Below are 16,432 nucleotides of genomic sequence, written 5' to 3' on the forward strand. Positions count from 1 at the left end.
CTATTTTTCCTTAAAATATATGTGGTAGTGACGTTTACAGTTGGGGTTGAAGGGATGGGAGCATCTAGGGCAGACAGATTGGCCTTTATATTCATTGATGGTTAGCTCTGTCTGGCAGGCACCGCAATAAACTACCTTATCCTTCTCCAGATATTCAGGATAGGCTTCAAAAAGATGGTTTTCATGCCGATTATGGCAATGATAACAAGGATAGTATTTTCGGCAGCTAAAGCATTTCAGTGCTATAATATCGGTATCTTTGCTGTAGTCTGTACACCTGGTCATTTGGTCAACGAGGTCACCGTAAATAGTGGGCATCTGGTCTCCTTTTCTTTATGCTAAGTTTATCAAAATCGCTGACAATATGCTATAATAAAAGCCATTAAGGAGGGGGAAATTTATGGCTTTTTTTAACATAGAATATCATTCTGAGGCATTGCAAATGGAGCGCTCTGTCAATGTGATTTATCCAGATGCTTCTGAAATTGCCCCAACAGAAGTAGATGATAAGGATATCCCTGTTTTGTACCTTCTTCATGGGATGGGAGGCAATGAAAATTCTTGGCAGAAGCGGACCAGTATTGAACGTTTGCTGCGCCACACCAACTTGATCGTCATTATGCCATCGACAGACTTAGCCTGGTATACCAACACAGCTTATGGTCTGGATTATTATGATGCTTTGGCCAAGGAGCTGCCGCAAGTGATGCAGCGCTTTTTTCCCAATATGACACGAAAGCGGGAGAAAACCTTTATCGCCGGTCTGTCAATGGGAGGCTATGGGGCCTATAAAATAGCTCTTTCGACCGATCGTTTTTCTTATGCCGCTTCGTTTTCAGGCGCTCTTGGCATCGGTATCGATGGAAAAGACATTGCAGAAGCGACAGGAGGCTCCAAAGCCTATTGGGAAGGTGTTTTTGGAAAACTACAAGGAAAAACTGTGCAGAAACATTTACTGACAACTCTGGCAGAAAAGTCCGATAAAAAAACAAAATTTTATGCTTGGTGCGGTTACGAAGATTTTCTTTATCAGTCTAATGAAGCAGCGATCAAGCAATTGAAAAGCTTGGGACTGGATATTGATTATCGGCAAGATCATGGTAAGCATGAATGGTATTATTGGGAAAAGCAGCTGGATCATTTTTTAGAATGGCTTCCGATTAATTATCAAAAAGAGGAACGCCTGAGTTAAATTTTTCTTTGGTACTATGAGATGTCAGGACGTTACAGTTGCCTAACAAGTGGTGTAAAAGCTTGCTTTTTCCAACTATCCCTGCTATACTGAGGATTCAGTTTTAGGATTTTTTATGATTTCAAGAAATGAGGTTTTCCCCATGAAAAATCTTTTGAAAATGATTTTTTTAGTCCCACGTCTGATCCTGAGATTAGCTTGGAGTATTATTTTTGGTCTGATTAAGACGGCTATCGTTTTGGCTGTTATTATCTTTGCCTTTTTGTATTTTACCAATAATAGCAGCAATCAGTTAACTAATGCGCTTTCTGAGCAAGTTAATAAACTGACTAGCCTTTTTGATGGTAGCAGCCAAAGCCTGGTTGATCAGGTGTCACAGTTATCGACAGATAATTATAGTCATCATGGCAGCAGATGGTCATCCAATAAAGCCAGTGTTTGTATTGATACAGACAATACAACCTTGACTCAAGCCTACCAAACTGCTATTGCAAACTGGAATGCGACTGGTAGCTTTACCTTTACGCTGACACAGGATAAAAGTAAAGCTGATATTATTGCGACAGAGTACTCAGATGCAAATTCTCAGGCGGCAGGACTGGCTGAGACAGAGACAAACGCTCTGACGAATCGGATTAGCTATGTTGATGTCAAATTGAATACCTACTATCTATTAAATAGTCAGTATGGTTATACTATGGATCGAATTGTTCATACAGCAGAGCATGAATTAGGACATGCGATTGGCTTAGATCATGATGACAGTGAAACATCTGTTATGGAGTCAGCAGGTTCTTATCATGGTATTCAAGAAGCAGACATTGTAAAGGTTAAAGAATTGTATAGCAAATAGTTAAAAACCTAGGTTTCTAGGTTTTTCTTGTGTAAATAGTTCTATACTAAAAATATTTTGATAAATTAGTTGATTTTGTTATTAAATCGTGATAATCTTTTTAGGAATGTATTGTTTGATACATAAAGTATTATGATGTTTAAGAGGACTTATGGAAAAAGTAAAAGTGATGTTGGTCTTTGGTACAAGACCGGAAGCTATTAAGATGGCTCCCTTGCTGCTTGCTCTGAAAGCCGATACCAATCGTTTTGAAACCATTACAGTTGTGACAGCCCAGCATCGGCAGATGCTAGACCAAGCCCTATCCACCTTTGGCATTGAACCAGATTATGACTTAGATATTATGAGTAAACAGCAGACCTTATCTGATATTACGAGTAATGTCCTTCATAAATTGGATGAGGTCTTAAAAGAGGTGAAGCCAGATATTATTTTGGTTCATGGAGACACAACTACCACTTTTGCAGCAAGTATTTCTGCTTTTTATAATCAGATTAAGATCGGTCACGTAGAGGCGGGCTTGCGGACTTGGGACAAATATTCGCCTTTTCCTGAGGAAGTTAACCGTCAAGTAACAGATGTTGTTTCAGATCTTTATTTTGCACCGACGGCACAAAGTCGGGATAACCTCTTGAAGGAAAACCACCCTGCTGAACATATTTTTGTGACGGGTAATACCGCCATTGATGCACTATCGCTGACTGTTAAGGAAAATTATCATCATGAAGTTCTAGATAAAGTTAATCCTGATAATAGGCTGGTCTTGGTAACCATGCACAGACGTGAAAATCAAGGTCAGCCAATGCGGGAAGTCTTTCAGACGATTAAAACAGTCCTGCAGGAGTATCAGGATGTTGAAGTGATTTACCCTGTTCACCTAAGTCCTGCAGTTCAGGAAGCTGCTCGAGACATTTTATCTGGGCAAGAACGGGTTCATCTGATTGAGCCGCTTGATGTTGTTGATTTTCATAATTTAGCCGCAAAAAGTTATTTTATTATGTCTGATTCCGGAGGTGTCCAAGAAGAGGCTCCCTCTCTTGGTAAGCCAGTGCTTGTTTTGCGGGATACAACGGAACGGCCAGAAGGTGTGGAAGCTGGTACCCTAAAATTAGTGGGTACTGATAAAGAATCTGTCAAAAAGGCCATGATTGAACTCTTGGAAAATCAACGAGAGTATGATAAGATGGCTAAGGCACAAAATCCTTATGGAGACGGTCAGGCTTCCCAACGAATCATGGATGCTATTGCCCATTATTTTACCTCTAGCGAGAGACCAGAGGACTTTAGAGCAGAGGAGAAATCGTAATGAAACGTTCACTAAGTATTTCGAGCATGTTCGTCATCATGGTTACTGCAGCTTCCTTTGGCTTGTATGTTGCCTATCAGCACGGCTTGACAGTTTTTGCTATTTATGCAGCTCTGACTTTTTTAGTCCTGCTCACACCTATTTTTTTGACAGACCTCTTGGTTACCTGGTCAGAATTATTCATGATAGTCATTGGGACCTTTGTGTTTACTGTAGGTGTTTCCTATATCTCAGTTTTTGAGCGATTAGTTTTGATTTTATCTTTGCCTGTCACATTGGCAGCGGCAAACCAATTTGAAGATTTAATTTGGGAGAGATCACGGGCTATCAGAGACCAGTCTTCGAAAGCAGCAAAATTTTATGAATTTCAGTTATCAAAGGCTAAGAAATATCCTGATATGGGGGTTCAGACCCTGCTTGTCAGCTGGGCTCACGCGGAACAATTTAAGCAGACACAGCCTAAGGAATATTATGCAGCGATTAGGCGTATTAACCGGACGCTGATGCGTGCCAAGGGAGAGGGGAATCATCTCTTCTACCTTCGCAATGGTCTCTTTTTAATTATGAAATCAGATACGAGTGAACATTGGAGAGCGGACTTAGAGACGGTCTTTAGCAGAGAATTGAAGAAGCTGCGCTTTCACCATGAACATTCGCAGCATGAAATTCAGTTCCAGTATGGTTACCAGTTTGTGAATCATGAGAATGATGATCGGTACCCAAGTTACGAAGATATCCTGAAAAGGCTTGAACGCCTTCTCGAGACGGATATCATTGTTGAATATTAGGAGGAAGCAGTTAATGAATTTAACCAACACTTTCTTTCATTTTGGCCTGGTCATAAGTCTTTTCTTTGCAGGCTGTTTTGCTGTTTTGTTTATTAGTTATTTAATCATTTTAGAGCGAGTGAATAAGAATTTTAAGGCGGTAGATGATGATCGGTCAGATTTTAATGATAATTAGTTTGATTTCCATTTGGGCTTCTCTGGCTATTGCATTAGTCGTCTTATTTTCAGCAGTCCATTTTTGGTTCAAACACAGTGATTTTGAAGTAGACACCAGTCCCTTAGACTATTATCCAATGATTACCGTTGTTGTGCCGGCTCATAATGAAGATGTTGTTATTTCTCAAACAGCACAGGCTATTCTCGATTTAAACTACCCTCATGACCGGGTTGAAATTATTCTTTTTGCAGATAACTGCAGTGATAATACCTATCAAGAGATGAAAAAGGTCAAAGCCAGACCGCAGAATGCCGGCCGTGATTTGACCTTAATCGACAGAACCGGTACTGGTGGTAAGGCCGGCGTTCTTAATGATGCGCTGAAAATGGCTAAGGGAGAGTATATCTGTGTTTACGATGCGGATGCCATGCCTGAAAAAAATGCCCTGTATTTTTTGGTTAAAAAGGTTATGGAAAATCCTGAACGCCATGTGGCTTCCTTTGGCCGTAACAAAACAAGAAATGCCAATCAAAACTTTTTAACACGCTGCATCAATCAAGAAATTGTTGTTACTCAGCGGATTCAGCACGTTGGGATGTGGCATCTGGGCAAAATCGGCCGTATCCCAGGGACTAATTTTATCATCAATACAGCGTTTGTTAAAAGTATTGGCGGCTGGCGTAATGGTGCCCTTACAGAGGATACCGATATTTCCTTCAAAATTATGCAAAGCGGTAAGCTGATTGCGCTGGCGCATAATTCCGAAGCTTTTCAGCAGGAGCCAGAGACCCTAAGGTCATACTATCTCCAGCGTAAGAGATGGGCTAAGGGAAATTATGAAGTGGTGATCGCCAACTTTAAACATCTCTTCGGCCGGGGAAACTGGCGGGTGAAATGGGAAGTGTTTTACTATGCCTGTACCTTCTTTTGGTTTAATGCAGCCATTGTCCTTTCGGATATCCTCTTCTTTATTAACGTTGCAGCCTTGATATTCGGTCTCTTTAAACCTGGGGTAACCGTACCTTTTGCCTTTAATGCCGATAACATCTATATGGCCCAGCTCTTGCTCTTTAACTGGCTGTTGATGATCTTGCTTTATCTCTTGCAGATTTCAATTTCCTTGGCAACCCAGCATGGTCAGGCAACAGTTAAGCAGATTTGGATCGCGCTTTTGGCTTACTTTACCTATACGCAGCTCTTTATTATTGTATCCATTTCGTCTGTCTGCTCTGTTATCATGGACAAAATTTTACGCCGGGAAGGCACCAAATGGGTTAAAACGAAACGTTTTGCAGGATAGAGGAGAAGAAGGTGAAAAGAAAAAAATTAAAATATTTTTGGCTGGTTTTGTTCTTAACAACTGTGACGCTGGGTTTTTATTCCATGCGAACAGCCAGCACAGATGAAATGAAGCGAACCATGTACAGTGACTGGTCTGACTACTATGTTATCAGCAAAGGAAAATCTGCCTATGTTAAAACGGGTACTAGTGATCAAGGAGCCTTGGTTTTATCAGAAGGTCAGGGTTATGGGATGTATATTGCTGTGGAGGCCGAGATGCAGGGCTACCATAGCCAAAAAGAATTTACCAAACTGTACAAATACTATCTTGATCACCGTATCAGCGGCACTCAGCTCATGTCTTGGAAACAAATTGTTAAAGCAGATGGGAGCATTGACGTTTTGGCCAATAGTGCGACGGACGGTGACCTTTACATTGCTTATTCCTTGATTAAAGCTGCGGAATTGTGGCCGGCAAAAGCAAAGGCTTATCAAAAGCAAGCCAAGCTCTTGTTGGAAGATATTCTTAAATACAATTACAATTCTCAGACCAATTCTTTAACGGTAGGTAACTGGGCAGCTGTCGGTACAGAATATTACGAATTGGTGAGAACTTCTGATATTCTGCCGGAACAGTTTGATACTTTCTACACTTTTTCAAAAGATGACACTTGGAAAAAGATTAAGTCTTCCATGTTGAATAGCCTTAAAAAGATGAGCGATAAGAACCAGACCGGTTTAATTCCTGATTTTATGTGGGTTCGGGCAAATGGCAAAGTCGAGGCAGCTAAGGCGAACTTGGTAGCAACAGATTATGATGGCGACTATTATTACAATGCCTGCCGTCTGCCTTATAATCTCGCCCGCAGCAAGGATAAAACAGGTCAGAAAGTTTTAAAGAAAATGATGGATTTCTTTATGAAACAGGATACCATCTATGCTGGTTATAAACTTAACGGTCAGAATTTAGAAACCTATCAATCTGCCAGCTTTACAGCCCCAGTCTTTTATGCTGCTAAATCTAACAATAGGTACAATCGTTTAGTCCAGCAGGAAAAAAATACTGTTATCGAGGGCATTCCATCAAATAATTATTATGATGCAGCACTGACCACCATGTCAGTCTTAAGCAAGTAAAAAACAGTCAGGGGTATCCCTGGCTGTTTTTTAGGGGAGAGGTATGAGGCGGGTCACATTCTTCTGGCTTGTCCTGTCAAGTTTTGCTACAATAGGGTTATGATGATTTTACAGGGAAATAAATTAGAAAGAAGCTTTGCGGGTCAGGTTCTTTTTGAGAATATCACGCTGCAAATTGGCGACAAAGACAGGATTGCTTTGGTCGGACGTAATGGGGCCGGAAAATCAACCCTCCTGAAAATTTTGGTCGGAGAAGAGCAGCCCAGCTCTGGAACGATTGACCAAAAACGTGATTTAAATCTTTCTTATTTGGCTCAGGATAGCCGGTTTGCCTCTGAAAAAACGATTTTTGACGAGATGCTTCATGTTTTTGAAGATTTGAGACAGGATGAGCAGCAGCTTCGTCAGATGGAAACGGAAATGGGGCAGCTGTCGGGAGATGCCCTAAACCAGCTGATGACACGCTATGACCAGTTGACAGAGAATTTCCGGCAACGAGGTGGTTTCACTTATGAGAGTGATATTAAGACGATTCTCAATGCCTTTAAGTTTGGTCAGGAGATGTGGCAGATGCCGATTTCAGAGCTTTCAGGTGGGCAAAACACCCGATTAGCCTTAGCCAAGATGTTGTTAGAAAAGCCTGACTTACTTGTCTTGGATGAGCCAACCAATCATTTGGATATTGAAACCATTGCCTGGCTAGAAAATTATTTAGTCCATTATTCGGGAGCCTTGTTGATTGTCAGCCATGATCGGTATTTTTTGGATAAGGTCGCAACTGTGACCATGGACTTACGGCCGCATGGATTAGATGTTTATGCCGGCAACTATTCTTATTTTATTCAGGAAAAAGCGCAAAGACTGGCGACGGAAGAAAAGAATTTTGAAAAACAGCAAAAAGAAATTGCTAAATTAGAAGACTTTGTCCAGAAAAATATCGTGCGTGCCTCAACCACCAAAAGAGCTCAGTCTCGTCGCAAACAGCTGGAGAAAATGGAGCGGCTTGAGAAGCCAGACAGTCATCAACGGTCAGCCTATATCAGTTTTCATGCGGACAGACCATCTGGTAATAAAGTTCTTAGTCTTAAGGATACAATGATTGGTCATGAAGGGGTGCCTTTGTCAGGGCCGATTGACCTTGATGTCAGCAGAATGGATGCAATCGCAGTCGTCGGTCCTAATGGCATTGGAAAATCCACCCTAATCAAGTCCATCATTGGAGAGATTCCTTTTGTGAAAGGATCAGCCATGTACGGTGCAAATGTTGACCAAGGGTATTATGATCAGACGCAGTCTCACCTGACACCACAGAACACGGTTCTGGAAGAAATCTGGTCAGACTTTTCAACTCTTCCAGAAGTAGAGGTGAGAAACCGCTTAGGAGCCTTTCTTTTTTCAGGGGAAGATGTCAAAAAGACGGTCTCTGTCCTATCAGGCGGTGAAAAAGCTCGACTTCTCCTAGCGAAACTCTCCTTGGAAAATAATAACTTCCTGATTCTTGATGAGCCGACCAATCACCTGGATATTGACAGTAAAGAGGTGCTGGAAAATGCCCTGATTGATTTTGATGGGACCCTCCTTTTTGTCAGTCATGACCGCTACTTTATCAACCGTGTTGCTAACAAGGTTTTGGAAATCTCCCAAAGTGGTTCGCAATTGTATTTGGGAGATTACGATTATTATTTGGAGAAAAAAGCCGAGCAGGAACAGAAGCAGATGGCTGCCGATACAGCTTCTGATCGATCAGATAAGACGGCAGCTCAGGATTATCAGGCACAAAAAGCCAGCCAAAAGGAAGTTCGGAGAATAAACCGCCGTCTTGAGGAAATCGAAGTTTCCCTAGAAGCCCTTGATGATCGGGCAGCAGCTTTACATGCTGAAATGTCACAAACCAACGATGCGGCTGCCTTAATGGATTTACAAAAGGAAGTGGACCAAATTGCCGGTCAGCAAGATGATTTATGGCAGGAATGGGAAGATCTGTCTGAGAAACTTGAATCTTGAAGCTTAAACCGCTGAACCTAAACTAAAAGGTTCGGCGGTTTTACTCTTAAACAAATCAATTGCATATAATACTAGTTAGTGATATATTGGTATCAAAAGATGAAGGAGCAATTATGTTGTATCAATCAGATTTTGAATTGGGGCCTCTTGCTTTAAATGTGAACGATTTAGAATTAGAGGTTGATTTTTATCAGCAGGCTTTAGGTCTGCAGCTTCATCAGCGTTCAGCACTGACAGCAGACTTAGGCTTGGCTGATGAGATTCTGATCCATCTCAGGCAGACAGATGATCGGACCTCCCCGTCAGATGCTTATGGCCTCTATCACTTTGCTATTGTTTTACCCAGAAGAGAAGATTTAGGTACGCTTTTCCGTCATTTTTTAAGAGAAAAAATCCCCTTAGTTGGGGCTTCCGATCATGGTTACAGCGAAGCCATTTACCTAGAGGATCCAGAAGGCAATGGCATTGAAATTTATCGCGATCGACCTCAAGAAGACTGGGATATCAGAGCTGATGGCCGTATTGTCGGGATTACCGAAGCTATGGATGCTCAGGCTGTCTATGATGCAGGTCATGAGGTAAAGAGTTATAGAATGCCTAGGGGCAGCAGAATGGGACACATTCACTTATCAGTAGCTTCCAGCCAGAAATCCAGTCACTTTTACCAAGAGGTTCTCGGGCTGGCTGACAAGTTTTCGATTCCTTCGGCTTCATGGCTGGCCTCGGGTCATTATCATCATCATTTGGCCGTCAACGAATGGGGAGGGCAAGATCTTCTTAAACGTACTGAAAAAATGAAAGGCTTAGCCTACTACACACTTGTCTATAAGGATATTTTTGCCTATCAGAAGGCGATTCGAACAGCCCAAAAACTGGGACTTGAAGTGACTTTTCAAACTAATCAGGCGGCTTTTTGGGATTTAGATGGGATTAAAACAAAATTACTCTTGGCGTCATCTGGCTGATAAAAAATCAACTTTCGGAAAGAAAGTTGATTTTTTATTGATCAAACTCAGCCTTGCTTTTAACATCAGTGTATTCTTCGGGAACTTCAAGACTTAGAATCTCTTGATAGCTTGGCAGTTTAAGGTCTGAGCCATATTTTCGTCTGAGAGCAGTTGTCACTAAACGGTAGGCTAAGTTGGCATTGCGAGAGAGAAGGGGGCCGTGAAAATAGGAGCCAAAAATATTTTTATAATGGACACCTTCGGTTCCGTCTTCTTGATTGTTACCGTTGCCGTAAACGACCTTACCCAAAGGTTTTTCGTCGTCTGATAGGAAAGTCCTGCCCTGGTGATTTTCAAAACCATAGTAGGTTTCGTTAAATTCGTCATTGTGAATCTTAATATCACCGATGTAGCGATTTTGGTTTTGATTCAGTGTGTAGTGGCCCATCACGCCAATGCCGTCAATTTTAGTCCCATCTGCCTGAATATAATAGTGACCGAGCAACTGAAAGCCACCACAGATGGCAAGACCCACACCGCCTTTTTCGATGAAATCGGCGATCTGGTCTTTCTTATGGGGCAAATCTTTGGCAACAATGGCTTGCTCATAATCTTGCCCCCCACCAAAAAAAATGAGATCGTATTGGTCGGCGTCAAAATCATCACCCATGGAGACAATATCGAACGTCATCCTAGCACCTAACTTTTCACCGACATACTTCAGCATGAGGACATTGCCATTATCCCCATAGGTATTGAGCAAGTCACCATAGAGATGAGCAGTCCTCAGTTCAAAATCGTAAGAGCGGTTGTCAGGAGACTGTAAAGAGCTATAAACCATTAGATCATCTCCTTTCTAACAGCATGTCTGCTGGCAAGCAGTTCTCGAAATTCCAGCATAGCAGTATAGGTCGCAAGGATATAAGCGTGTTGGCAATCCTGTTGTTCAATCATGGTCAGGATATCTTCCAATTTCTCAGCCTGAGTAATTTTGGTATCGTCGTAACCTGTAACACGAAGACGGCGGGCAATTTCAGAGTGCCGGACACCGCCTGCAAAAATCTCTGGAATGTCCATTTCTAAAATACTCTCAAAATTGGCATCCCAGATCCAGGAAGTATCAATGCCATCAGCATAATTGGCGTTGAGCAGGACAGACAGACTGAAAGGATAGGGCGCTAGTTTAATCATGTCCAGAGCCTGACTGGCACCGACTGGATTTTTAATAAGAACCAGCGTGCAGGATTTGTTGCCAATATGAAAGGTTTCCTGCCGTCCAAAGACAGCTCGGCTTTTATGGAAACCTGCCTTGATTTTTTCGGGAGAGACCTGGAAAAATTCTGCAACCGAAACAGCAGCCAAGGCATTGTAAATATTGTAGAGTCCGCCTACATTGATTTTGTAGGATTGACCATCAATGATAAACTCCGAAGCGGTATTGGTAATCTGACTGAGCTCTGTCAGCGCATAGTCCAGAGGTGGACGCTTAAATCCACAAGATTCACAGATATAGTCGCCCAAGTTGGCATAAGTGTTGTGTTTATACTTAAGAATGTGCTGACATCTAGGACAGAGGATGCCCTCGGTATTATAGTGAGCCTGTCGGGGTTGATGGGTAGCCGTTGCAAAACCATAGTATTTCAGAGGATTGACAACTTCAGTTGAATGAAAGAGTGGACTGTCTCCATTCGCCAGAATGGTTGCCTGAGGTACCTTGGCGGCCCCCTCTAAAATCATCTGGTAGGTCGTATAGATTTCGCCATAGCGATCCATCTGATCGCGGAAGATATTAGTAAAAACAAAGAGGCTTGGCTTGAGGTATTCTGTAATCTTGGGAAGGCTTGCTTCGTCAATCTCCAGAACAGCTATTTTTCGGTCGGTTCTGGTTTTTTTGGCGGTCAAAAAGGTCGAGGTAATCCCAGTAATCATGTTAGCGCCGCTAGGATTAGTGAGCACCTGACCGTAGGCTTCTTTTAGGATACCGACTGTGAGGGCAGTGGTTAGTGTTTTACCGTTAGTTCCCGTCACAACGACGATTTCGTAGTCTTTGGCCAGTGTATTTAAGATATCTTTGTCAAATTTAAGGGCAATTTTTCCTGGCAGGGTTGAGCCGCGTCCTAACTTACTAAGAAAGAAGTGGGCTGTTCTGCCAGCAATAATTCCCAGAGTGCTTTTTATTGTCATATGCTTATTTTATCATAAAAAAAAGCATTGATATACAGAAAAATTGTTTGAAAAGTGATATAATTGAATGTGATTGTTTAATGTATCCATTGTTGATAGAAAAGAGTGAGTATGAGTACCCTATTTCAAGTAAATTCTGATTTTTGGAGTAACTTATTCAGCAGTCCTTGGCAGATTGTCATTCATGTCTTGGATGTTGGTATCGTTGCTTGGTTAATCTATCGTTTTATCAAGGCCTTGGCTGGGACAAAGATTATGTCTTTGGTTCAGGGAGTTGTGCTGTTTGTTTTTCTGAAGTTTGTGGCGGAATTCTTAGGTTTGACTACCATCACCTTTTTGATGAATCAGGTTGTGACCTACGGGATTATCGCTGCTGTGGTGATTTTTGCGCCAGAAATCCGGTCTGGACTTGAGCGTTTTGGACGGACTCCTCAGGCTTTAATTCAGACACGGACGGTGACCAGCGATGATCAGATTGTCCAAGCTTTTGTTGATGCGGTTAAATACATGAGTCCTCGAAAGATAGGGGCGCTGGTGGCTGTTGAAGGTACCCAGACCCTGCGTGAATACATCACCACAGGTATTCCCCTAGATGCGGATATTTCCAGTCAGCTCCTGATTAATATCTTTATCCCCAATACACCGCTTCATGACGGCGCGGTTATCGTTAAGGACAATAAGATTGCAGTTTCTTGTGCCTACCTGCCTTTGTCAGAATCCAGTTCGATTTCAAAAGAGTTTGGTACGCGACACAGGGCTGCCATTGGTTTATCGGAGCAGTCGGATGCTCTCATCTTCGTTGTTTCTGAGGAAACAGGAGCAATATCGGTTGCTCATAAGGGTGATTTTGTTCATGATTTGTCAATTGATGCATTTGAGCGTTTGCTGAAAGAACAACTCATCTCAGAAGGCAGTGAAACCAAGCCATTTTTAAAGACACTTTTTGGAGGAAAAAAGGATGCCTAAAAAATATTCCTCTAACAATATCTTATTGGCACTCGCGTCTATCTTTTTTGCCCTTATCTTGTTCTTGACAGCATATGCTGCTAATTCTAGGTCAGGAGGCTCTACAACGGGATTTGGACAGACTTATAGTCAGACACTGGAAAATGTTCCGATTGACATTAAGTACGACAGCGATAAATATTTCATCAGTGGTTATTCTTATGAAGCAGAAGTCTATCTGACAACAACCAATCGTATCAAGCTGGATTCTGAAATCAATGAAGATACACGGCATTTCAAGGTGGTTGCGGATTTAAGTAACCTATCTGAGGGCAGCCACAAGGCCAAACTCCAGTTGACCAATCTGCCGTCCGAAGTCTCTGGGGAAGTTTCTCCCCAAACCATGTCGGTGACGATAGGTAAAAAGAAGACAAAGACTTTCAAAGTTGAAGGAATTGTCTCACCCGATCAGGTGGCTTCAGGCTACAGTATCAAAGAAATCAAGACAGGTGTTACAGAAGCTGAAGTTACCAGTGATGAAGCAACAATCAATCAGATTGACCACGTGGTCGCTGTTTTACCTGAGGAGCAGACCCTCAGTGCTAATTACAGCAAACCGGTGACCTTGCAGGCGGTATCAGCAGAAGGAAAAATTCTACCTAGCATTATCAGCCCGACCAAGACAAGTCTGTCGGTTAAGATTGCAGAACTGTCCAAAACAGTTCCTGTTGCTGTCGAAATCACTGGTCAGCTCAATAAAAATGTGTCAGCTGTTACTTATGAATTGCAGACAAAAGAAGTCACTATTTACGGTAAGCAGACCGATCTTGATAAAATCAGTAAGGTAACTGCCAAGGTGGATGTTTCTGATGTCAGCAAAGACACAACAAAATCTGTCAGTCTTTCTGCGGACAATGTTAAAGTTGATCCTGAGAAAGTTAATGTAAAGTTAACAGTAAAACAAAAATAAAAATACGGAGGACGATGTCAAAAGACATCTAAGAATTATGGGAAAATATTTTGGTACCGATGGGGTACGTGGGGAAGCAAACGTTGAACTGACACCAGAACTAGCATTTAAACTGGGCCGTTTTGGAGGTTATGTTCTCAGTCAGCATGAAAAAGAGCAGCCTAAAGTTTTTGTGGCGCGTGACACGCGTATCTCTGGGCAAATGCTTGAGAGTGCTCTAATCGCAGGGCTCTTGTCTGTTGGGATTGAGGTCTATAATTTGGGTGTTTTGGCAACACCTGGTGTATCCTATCTGGTTCGTACTGAAAAAGCCAGCGCAGGTGTCATGATTTCGGCCAGTCATAATCCGGCTCTTGATAATGGTATTAAGTTCTTCGGTAGTGACGGTTTCAAGCTGGATGATGACAGAGAACTTGAAATTGAGGCGCTTTTGGATGCGGAAGAAGACAGGCTGCCAAGGCCAAGTGCCTTTGGTTTGGGGACCTTAGTCGACTACCCAGAGGGGCTTCGCAAGTATGAAAAATTCCTTGTTTCAACAGGTCAGGACTTGGAAGGCATGAAGGTGGCTCTTGACGCTGCAAATGGAGCAGCATCATCTTCCGCCCGCCATATTTTCCTTGATTTGAATGCTGAGATTTCTGTGATTGGCGATCAGCCTGACGGTCTCAATATCAATGACGGTCTAGGCTCCACGCATCCAGAACGCCTTCAGGAACTGGTTAAGGAATCTGGTTCAGCCATTGGCCTGGCATTTGATGGAGACAGTGACCGTCTGATTGCTGTTGATGAAAACGGCCATATTGTTGATGGTGACAAGATTATGTTTATTATTGGCAAATACCTGTCTGAGAAAGGTGAATTGGCCAAAAATACAATCGTGACGACTGTTATGTCTAATCTTGGTTTCCACAAGGCGCTTGATCAAGAAGGAATTCAGAAAGAAATTACAGCCGTTGGCGACCGCTATGTCGTCGAAGAAATGCGTAAATCAGGTTACAATCTAGGCGGTGAACAGTCAGGCCATGTGATTATCATGGATTACAATACGACAGGTGATGGCCAGCTGACAGCGATTCAGCTGACTAAAATCATGAAGGAAACAGGAAAACCCCTTTCTGTTTTGGCGGACGAGGTGACCATCTATCCGCAAAAACTGGTTAATATTCGGGTTGAAAATAGCATGAAAGATAAGGCTATGGAGGTTGCTGCCATTGCTGAAATCATCAGCAAGATGGAGGCAGAGATGGCCGGCAATGGGCGTATTCTTGTCCGCCCGAGCGGAACAGAACCTTTGCTTAGAGTTATGGCGGAGGCACCGTCCCATGCAGAAGTTGACTATTATGTTGAGACCATTGCCGATGTGGTACGTGCGGAAATTGGAATGGAATAAAGCATAAGTCGGTGTAAGATTAAAAATGGATTAGGTTTCAACCTAATCCATTTTTAAATATGACGGGCTTCCTGTGCGACTTTTTCCAGCAACTTTTGTCTCTTTTCTGGACTGCTCCCTCTTAGATAAGAAAAGGTACTTACCCGACGGGTCTTGATACCGCACATGCGCAGAATTTGTCTTTTGAGAACTTTTCCATAATCTTGGACAAAAGGGAGAAAGATTCCAGGGGTATTATGGGTTGAAATAATCCAGGCTGTCTTGCCCTTTAAGTGTCCGACCATTCCCATTCCCTTATAGGAATATGCAAAGCCAGTTGCAAAAACACGGTCAATAAAGCCTTTGAGGATGGCTGGCATGCCGCTCCACCATATAGGAAAAATGAAGATGAGATGGTCTGCCCAAGTGATGAGGTCACGATAGGTTTGCGTCTCAGGATCTTTCTCTAAATCACGGCGTCGATGGTCTTCGTCAAAGGAAAGGACAGGATTGAATTTTTCAGCATATAAATCCAGCAAGGTCACCTCATGATTGCGGTCAAGGTTAGCCTGTACTTGTTTCAGGATAGCCCCGTTGAAACTGTTATGGTTGGGGTGGGCATAAATGATAAGAATTTTCATAATTGTCCTCCTTTAATGTAAATGGATAGCATTTGTTCAATCATGTCTTGAAGCATCTGATAACTGAAGTTGTCACCAAGAGGACTCTTCACCAAGATGCTCAAACCTGAAATGAAGCTCCAAAAATGAACCAAAGTCTCGGCTTCGCTGCCAAGTAAATTTTCTTCTTGACGCAGCTTTACCACACACTGTTTAAAGTCATGAAAACCTGACAGCTGGCTTGTGGTAACAATTGTATTTTCTGTCATTTCCATGTAGTTGAAGGGGTACTTGATAAAGAGGGCTTCAAAGACATAAGGGTAGACTTGGGCAAAAGTGACAACGTTTAAGCCCAATTGCAGAAGCTGCTGCCTGGCAGGTGCGTTCAAGTCCAGATTTTGGGTCATTTGACTGCTGCAAAAATCAGATAGGCGGGCTAAGACAGCTTTCAGATACATTTCCTTACTTTCGAAGTGTTTATAAGGGGTTCCGTGCGTCACACCGCAGGCTTTAGCGATGGTTCGGAGTGAAACCTTGTCAATGCCGTGGTTTTTAATTTCCTCCACTCCAGTTTGAATGAGGTCTTCTTTGAGTTTTGCCGTGTGTCGTTTCATCGTATTTTCTTTCTTCATAAGTTGACATTGTCTACTTTTATAAAAAGTTTACACCGTCTACTTAT

General features: G+C 42.4%; 17 protein-coding genes. 12 read left to right on the plus strand and 5 right to left on the minus strand.

Annotation, left to right across the window (positions count from 1 at the left end; genetic code table 11):
• A complete protein-coding gene (locus A3GY_RS10000; RefSeq protein ID WP_081601027.1) occupies window positions 1–318 on the minus strand; it encodes a CHY zinc finger protein in 318 nt (105 codons plus the stop codon).
• Between the two features lie 82 nt (window positions 319–400).
• On the opposite strand from A3GY_RS10000, the gene A3GY_RS0101345 reads away from it, so the two are divergent.
• The 9 genes from A3GY_RS0101345 to A3GY_RS0101385 all read left to right on the plus strand — a co-directional run bounded on the left by A3GY_RS0101345 (window position 401) and on the right by A3GY_RS0101385 (window position 9,683).
• Entirely contained in the window at window positions 401–1,192 is a 792-nt protein-coding gene (locus tag A3GY_RS0101345) for an alpha/beta hydrolase (RefSeq protein ID WP_018029598.1), read from the plus strand.
• A 142-nt stretch (window positions 1,193–1,334) separates the two neighbouring features.
• Complete coding sequence (locus tag A3GY_RS0101350) at window positions 1,335–2,045, plus strand: M57 family metalloprotease (RefSeq protein ID WP_018029599.1); 711 nt, start codon at window positions 1,335–1,337, stop codon at window positions 2,043–2,045.
• Between the two features lie 151 nt (window positions 2,046–2,196).
• The gene (wecB, locus tag A3GY_RS0101355; protein ID WP_018029600.1) at window positions 2,197–3,351 is read left to right on the plus strand and encodes a non-hydrolyzing UDP-N-acetylglucosamine 2-epimerase; all 1,155 of its coding nucleotides are present in this window, start codon (window positions 2,197–2,199) and stop codon (window positions 3,349–3,351) included.
• Window positions 3,351–4,139 carry a hypothetical protein gene (locus tag A3GY_RS0101360; protein ID WP_018029601.1) on the plus strand — a complete coding sequence of 263 codons (789 nt, stop codon included), beginning with the start codon at window positions 3,351–3,353 and terminating at the stop codon, window positions 4,137–4,139. Before wecB ends, A3GY_RS0101360 begins: the two co-directional genes overlap by 1 nt.
• A 13-nt stretch (window positions 4,140–4,152) precedes the next feature.
• Window positions 4,153–4,314: a hypothetical protein gene (locus A3GY_RS10360; RefSeq protein WP_018029602.1), complete on the plus strand. Its 162-nt coding sequence runs from the start codon at window positions 4,153–4,155 to the stop codon at window positions 4,312–4,314.
• Window positions 4,286–5,596, plus strand: a complete 1,311-nt coding sequence (locus A3GY_RS0101370; RefSeq protein WP_018029603.1) for a glycosyltransferase family 2 protein — start codon at window positions 4,286–4,288, stop codon at window positions 5,594–5,596. Before A3GY_RS10360 ends, A3GY_RS0101370 begins: the two co-directional genes overlap by 29 nt.
• An 11-nt stretch (window positions 5,597–5,607) precedes the next feature.
• Complete coding sequence (locus A3GY_RS0101375) at window positions 5,608–6,714, plus strand: glycosyl hydrolase family 8 (protein WP_018029604.1); 1,107 nt, start codon at window positions 5,608–5,610, stop codon at window positions 6,712–6,714.
• 99 nt (window positions 6,715–6,813) lie between these two features.
• A complete protein-coding gene (locus tag A3GY_RS0101380) occupies window positions 6,814–8,718 on the plus strand; it encodes an ABC-F family ATP-binding cassette domain-containing protein (RefSeq protein WP_026161864.1) in 1,905 nt (634 codons plus the stop codon).
• Between the two features lie 113 nt (window positions 8,719–8,831).
• The gene (locus tag A3GY_RS0101385; RefSeq protein ID WP_018029606.1) at window positions 8,832–9,683 is read left to right on the plus strand and encodes a VOC family protein; all 852 of its coding nucleotides are present in this window, start codon (window positions 8,832–8,834) and stop codon (window positions 9,681–9,683) included.
• Window positions 9,684–9,717: 34 nt separating this feature from the next.
• Here A3GY_RS0101385 and gatD read toward each other — a convergent pair whose 3' ends face one another.
• Together gatD and murT are read right to left on the minus strand one after the other, a co-directional pair.
• Window positions 9,718–10,506 carry a lipid II isoglutaminyl synthase subunit GatD gene (gatD, locus tag A3GY_RS0101390; RefSeq protein WP_018029607.1) on the minus strand — a complete coding sequence of 263 codons (789 nt, stop codon included), beginning with the start codon at window positions 10,504–10,506 and terminating at the stop codon, window positions 9,718–9,720.
• On the minus strand, window positions 10,506–11,849 hold the full coding sequence (gene murT / locus A3GY_RS0101395) for a lipid II isoglutaminyl synthase subunit MurT (protein WP_018029608.1): 1,344 nt from the start codon (window positions 11,847–11,849) through the stop codon (window positions 10,506–10,508). The genes gatD and murT overlap by 1 nt, the downstream gene beginning before the upstream one ends.
• Window positions 11,850–11,960: 111 nt before the next feature.
• Here murT and cdaA point away from each other — a divergent pair, with 111 nt between their 5' ends.
• The 3 genes from cdaA to glmM are packed head-to-tail and all read left to right on the plus strand — an operon-like array spanning window position 11,961 to window position 15,154.
• On the plus strand, window positions 11,961–12,815 hold the full coding sequence (gene cdaA, locus A3GY_RS0101400) for a diadenylate cyclase CdaA (RefSeq protein WP_018029609.1): 855 nt from the start codon (window positions 11,961–11,963) through the stop codon (window positions 12,813–12,815).
• On the plus strand, window positions 12,808–13,764 hold the full coding sequence (locus A3GY_RS0101405; protein ID WP_018029610.1) for a CdaR family protein: 957 nt from the start codon (window positions 12,808–12,810) through the stop codon (window positions 13,762–13,764). Before cdaA ends, A3GY_RS0101405 begins: the two co-directional genes overlap by 8 nt.
• Before the next feature lie 37 nt (window positions 13,765–13,801).
• Window positions 13,802–15,154 carry a phosphoglucosamine mutase gene (glmM, locus tag A3GY_RS0101410; RefSeq protein ID WP_018029611.1) on the plus strand — a complete coding sequence of 451 codons (1,353 nt, stop codon included), beginning with the start codon at window positions 13,802–13,804 and terminating at the stop codon, window positions 15,152–15,154.
• Window positions 15,155–15,207: 53 nt separating this feature from the next.
• Here glmM and A3GY_RS0101415 read toward each other — a convergent pair whose 3' ends face one another.
• A complete protein-coding gene (locus tag A3GY_RS0101415; protein ID WP_018029612.1) occupies window positions 15,208–15,774 on the minus strand; it encodes an NAD(P)H-dependent oxidoreductase in 567 nt (188 codons plus the stop codon).
• Entirely contained in the window at window positions 15,771–16,367 is a 597-nt protein-coding gene (locus A3GY_RS0101420; RefSeq protein ID WP_018029613.1) for a TetR/AcrR family transcriptional regulator, read from the minus strand. Before A3GY_RS0101420 ends, A3GY_RS0101415 begins: the two co-directional genes overlap by 4 nt.
• Window positions 16,368–16,432 lie beyond the last annotated feature (65 nt).

The organism is Streptococcus ferus DSM 20646 (assembly GCF_000372425.1).
GTDB lineage: Bacteria > Bacillota > Bacilli > Lactobacillales > Streptococcaceae > Streptococcus > Streptococcus ferus.

Coding starts and splice junctions, on each gene's coding strand:
- A3GY_RS10000 (WP_081601027.1), bottom strand. CDS start 318: ATGCCCACTATTTACGGTGACCTCGTTGACCAAATGACCAGGTGTACA.
- A3GY_RS0101345 (WP_018029598.1), top strand. CDS start 401: ATGGCTTTTTTTAACATAGAATATCATTCTGAGGCATTGCAAATGGAG.
- A3GY_RS0101350 (WP_018029599.1), top strand. CDS start 1,335: ATGAAAAATCTTTTGAAAATGATTTTTTTAGTCCCACGTCTGATCCTG.
- wecB (WP_018029600.1), top strand. CDS start 2,197: ATGGAAAAAGTAAAAGTGATGTTGGTCTTTGGTACAAGACCGGAAGCT.
- A3GY_RS0101360 (WP_018029601.1), top strand. CDS start 3,351: ATGAAACGTTCACTAAGTATTTCGAGCATGTTCGTCATCATGGTTACT.
- A3GY_RS10360 (WP_018029602.1), top strand. CDS start 4,153: ATGAATTTAACCAACACTTTCTTTCATTTTGGCCTGGTCATAAGTCTT.
- A3GY_RS0101370 (WP_018029603.1), top strand. CDS start 4,286: ATGATCGGTCAGATTTTAATGATAATTAGTTTGATTTCCATTTGGGCT.
- A3GY_RS0101380 (WP_026161864.1), top strand. CDS start 6,814: ATGATGATTTTACAGGGAAATAAATTAGAAAGAAGCTTTGCGGGTCAG.
- A3GY_RS0101385 (WP_018029606.1), top strand. CDS start 8,832: ATGTTGTATCAATCAGATTTTGAATTGGGGCCTCTTGCTTTAAATGTG.
- gatD (WP_018029607.1), bottom strand. CDS start 10,506: ATGGTTTATAGCTCTTTACAGTCTCCTGACAACCGCTCTTACGATTTT.
- murT (WP_018029608.1), bottom strand. CDS start 11,849: ATGACAATAAAAAGCACTCTGGGAATTATTGCTGGCAGAACAGCCCAC.
- cdaA (WP_018029609.1), top strand. CDS start 11,961: ATGAGTACCCTATTTCAAGTAAATTCTGATTTTTGGAGTAACTTATTC.
- A3GY_RS0101405 (WP_018029610.1), top strand. CDS start 12,808: ATGCCTAAAAAATATTCCTCTAACAATATCTTATTGGCACTCGCGTCT.
- glmM (WP_018029611.1), top strand. CDS start 13,802: ATGGGAAAATATTTTGGTACCGATGGGGTACGTGGGGAAGCAAACGTT.
- A3GY_RS0101415 (WP_018029612.1), bottom strand. CDS start 15,774: ATGAAAATTCTTATCATTTATGCCCACCCCAACCATAACAGTTTCAAC.
- A3GY_RS0101420 (WP_018029613.1), bottom strand. CDS start 16,367: ATGAAACGACACACGGCAAAACTCAAAGAAGACCTCATTCAAACTGGA.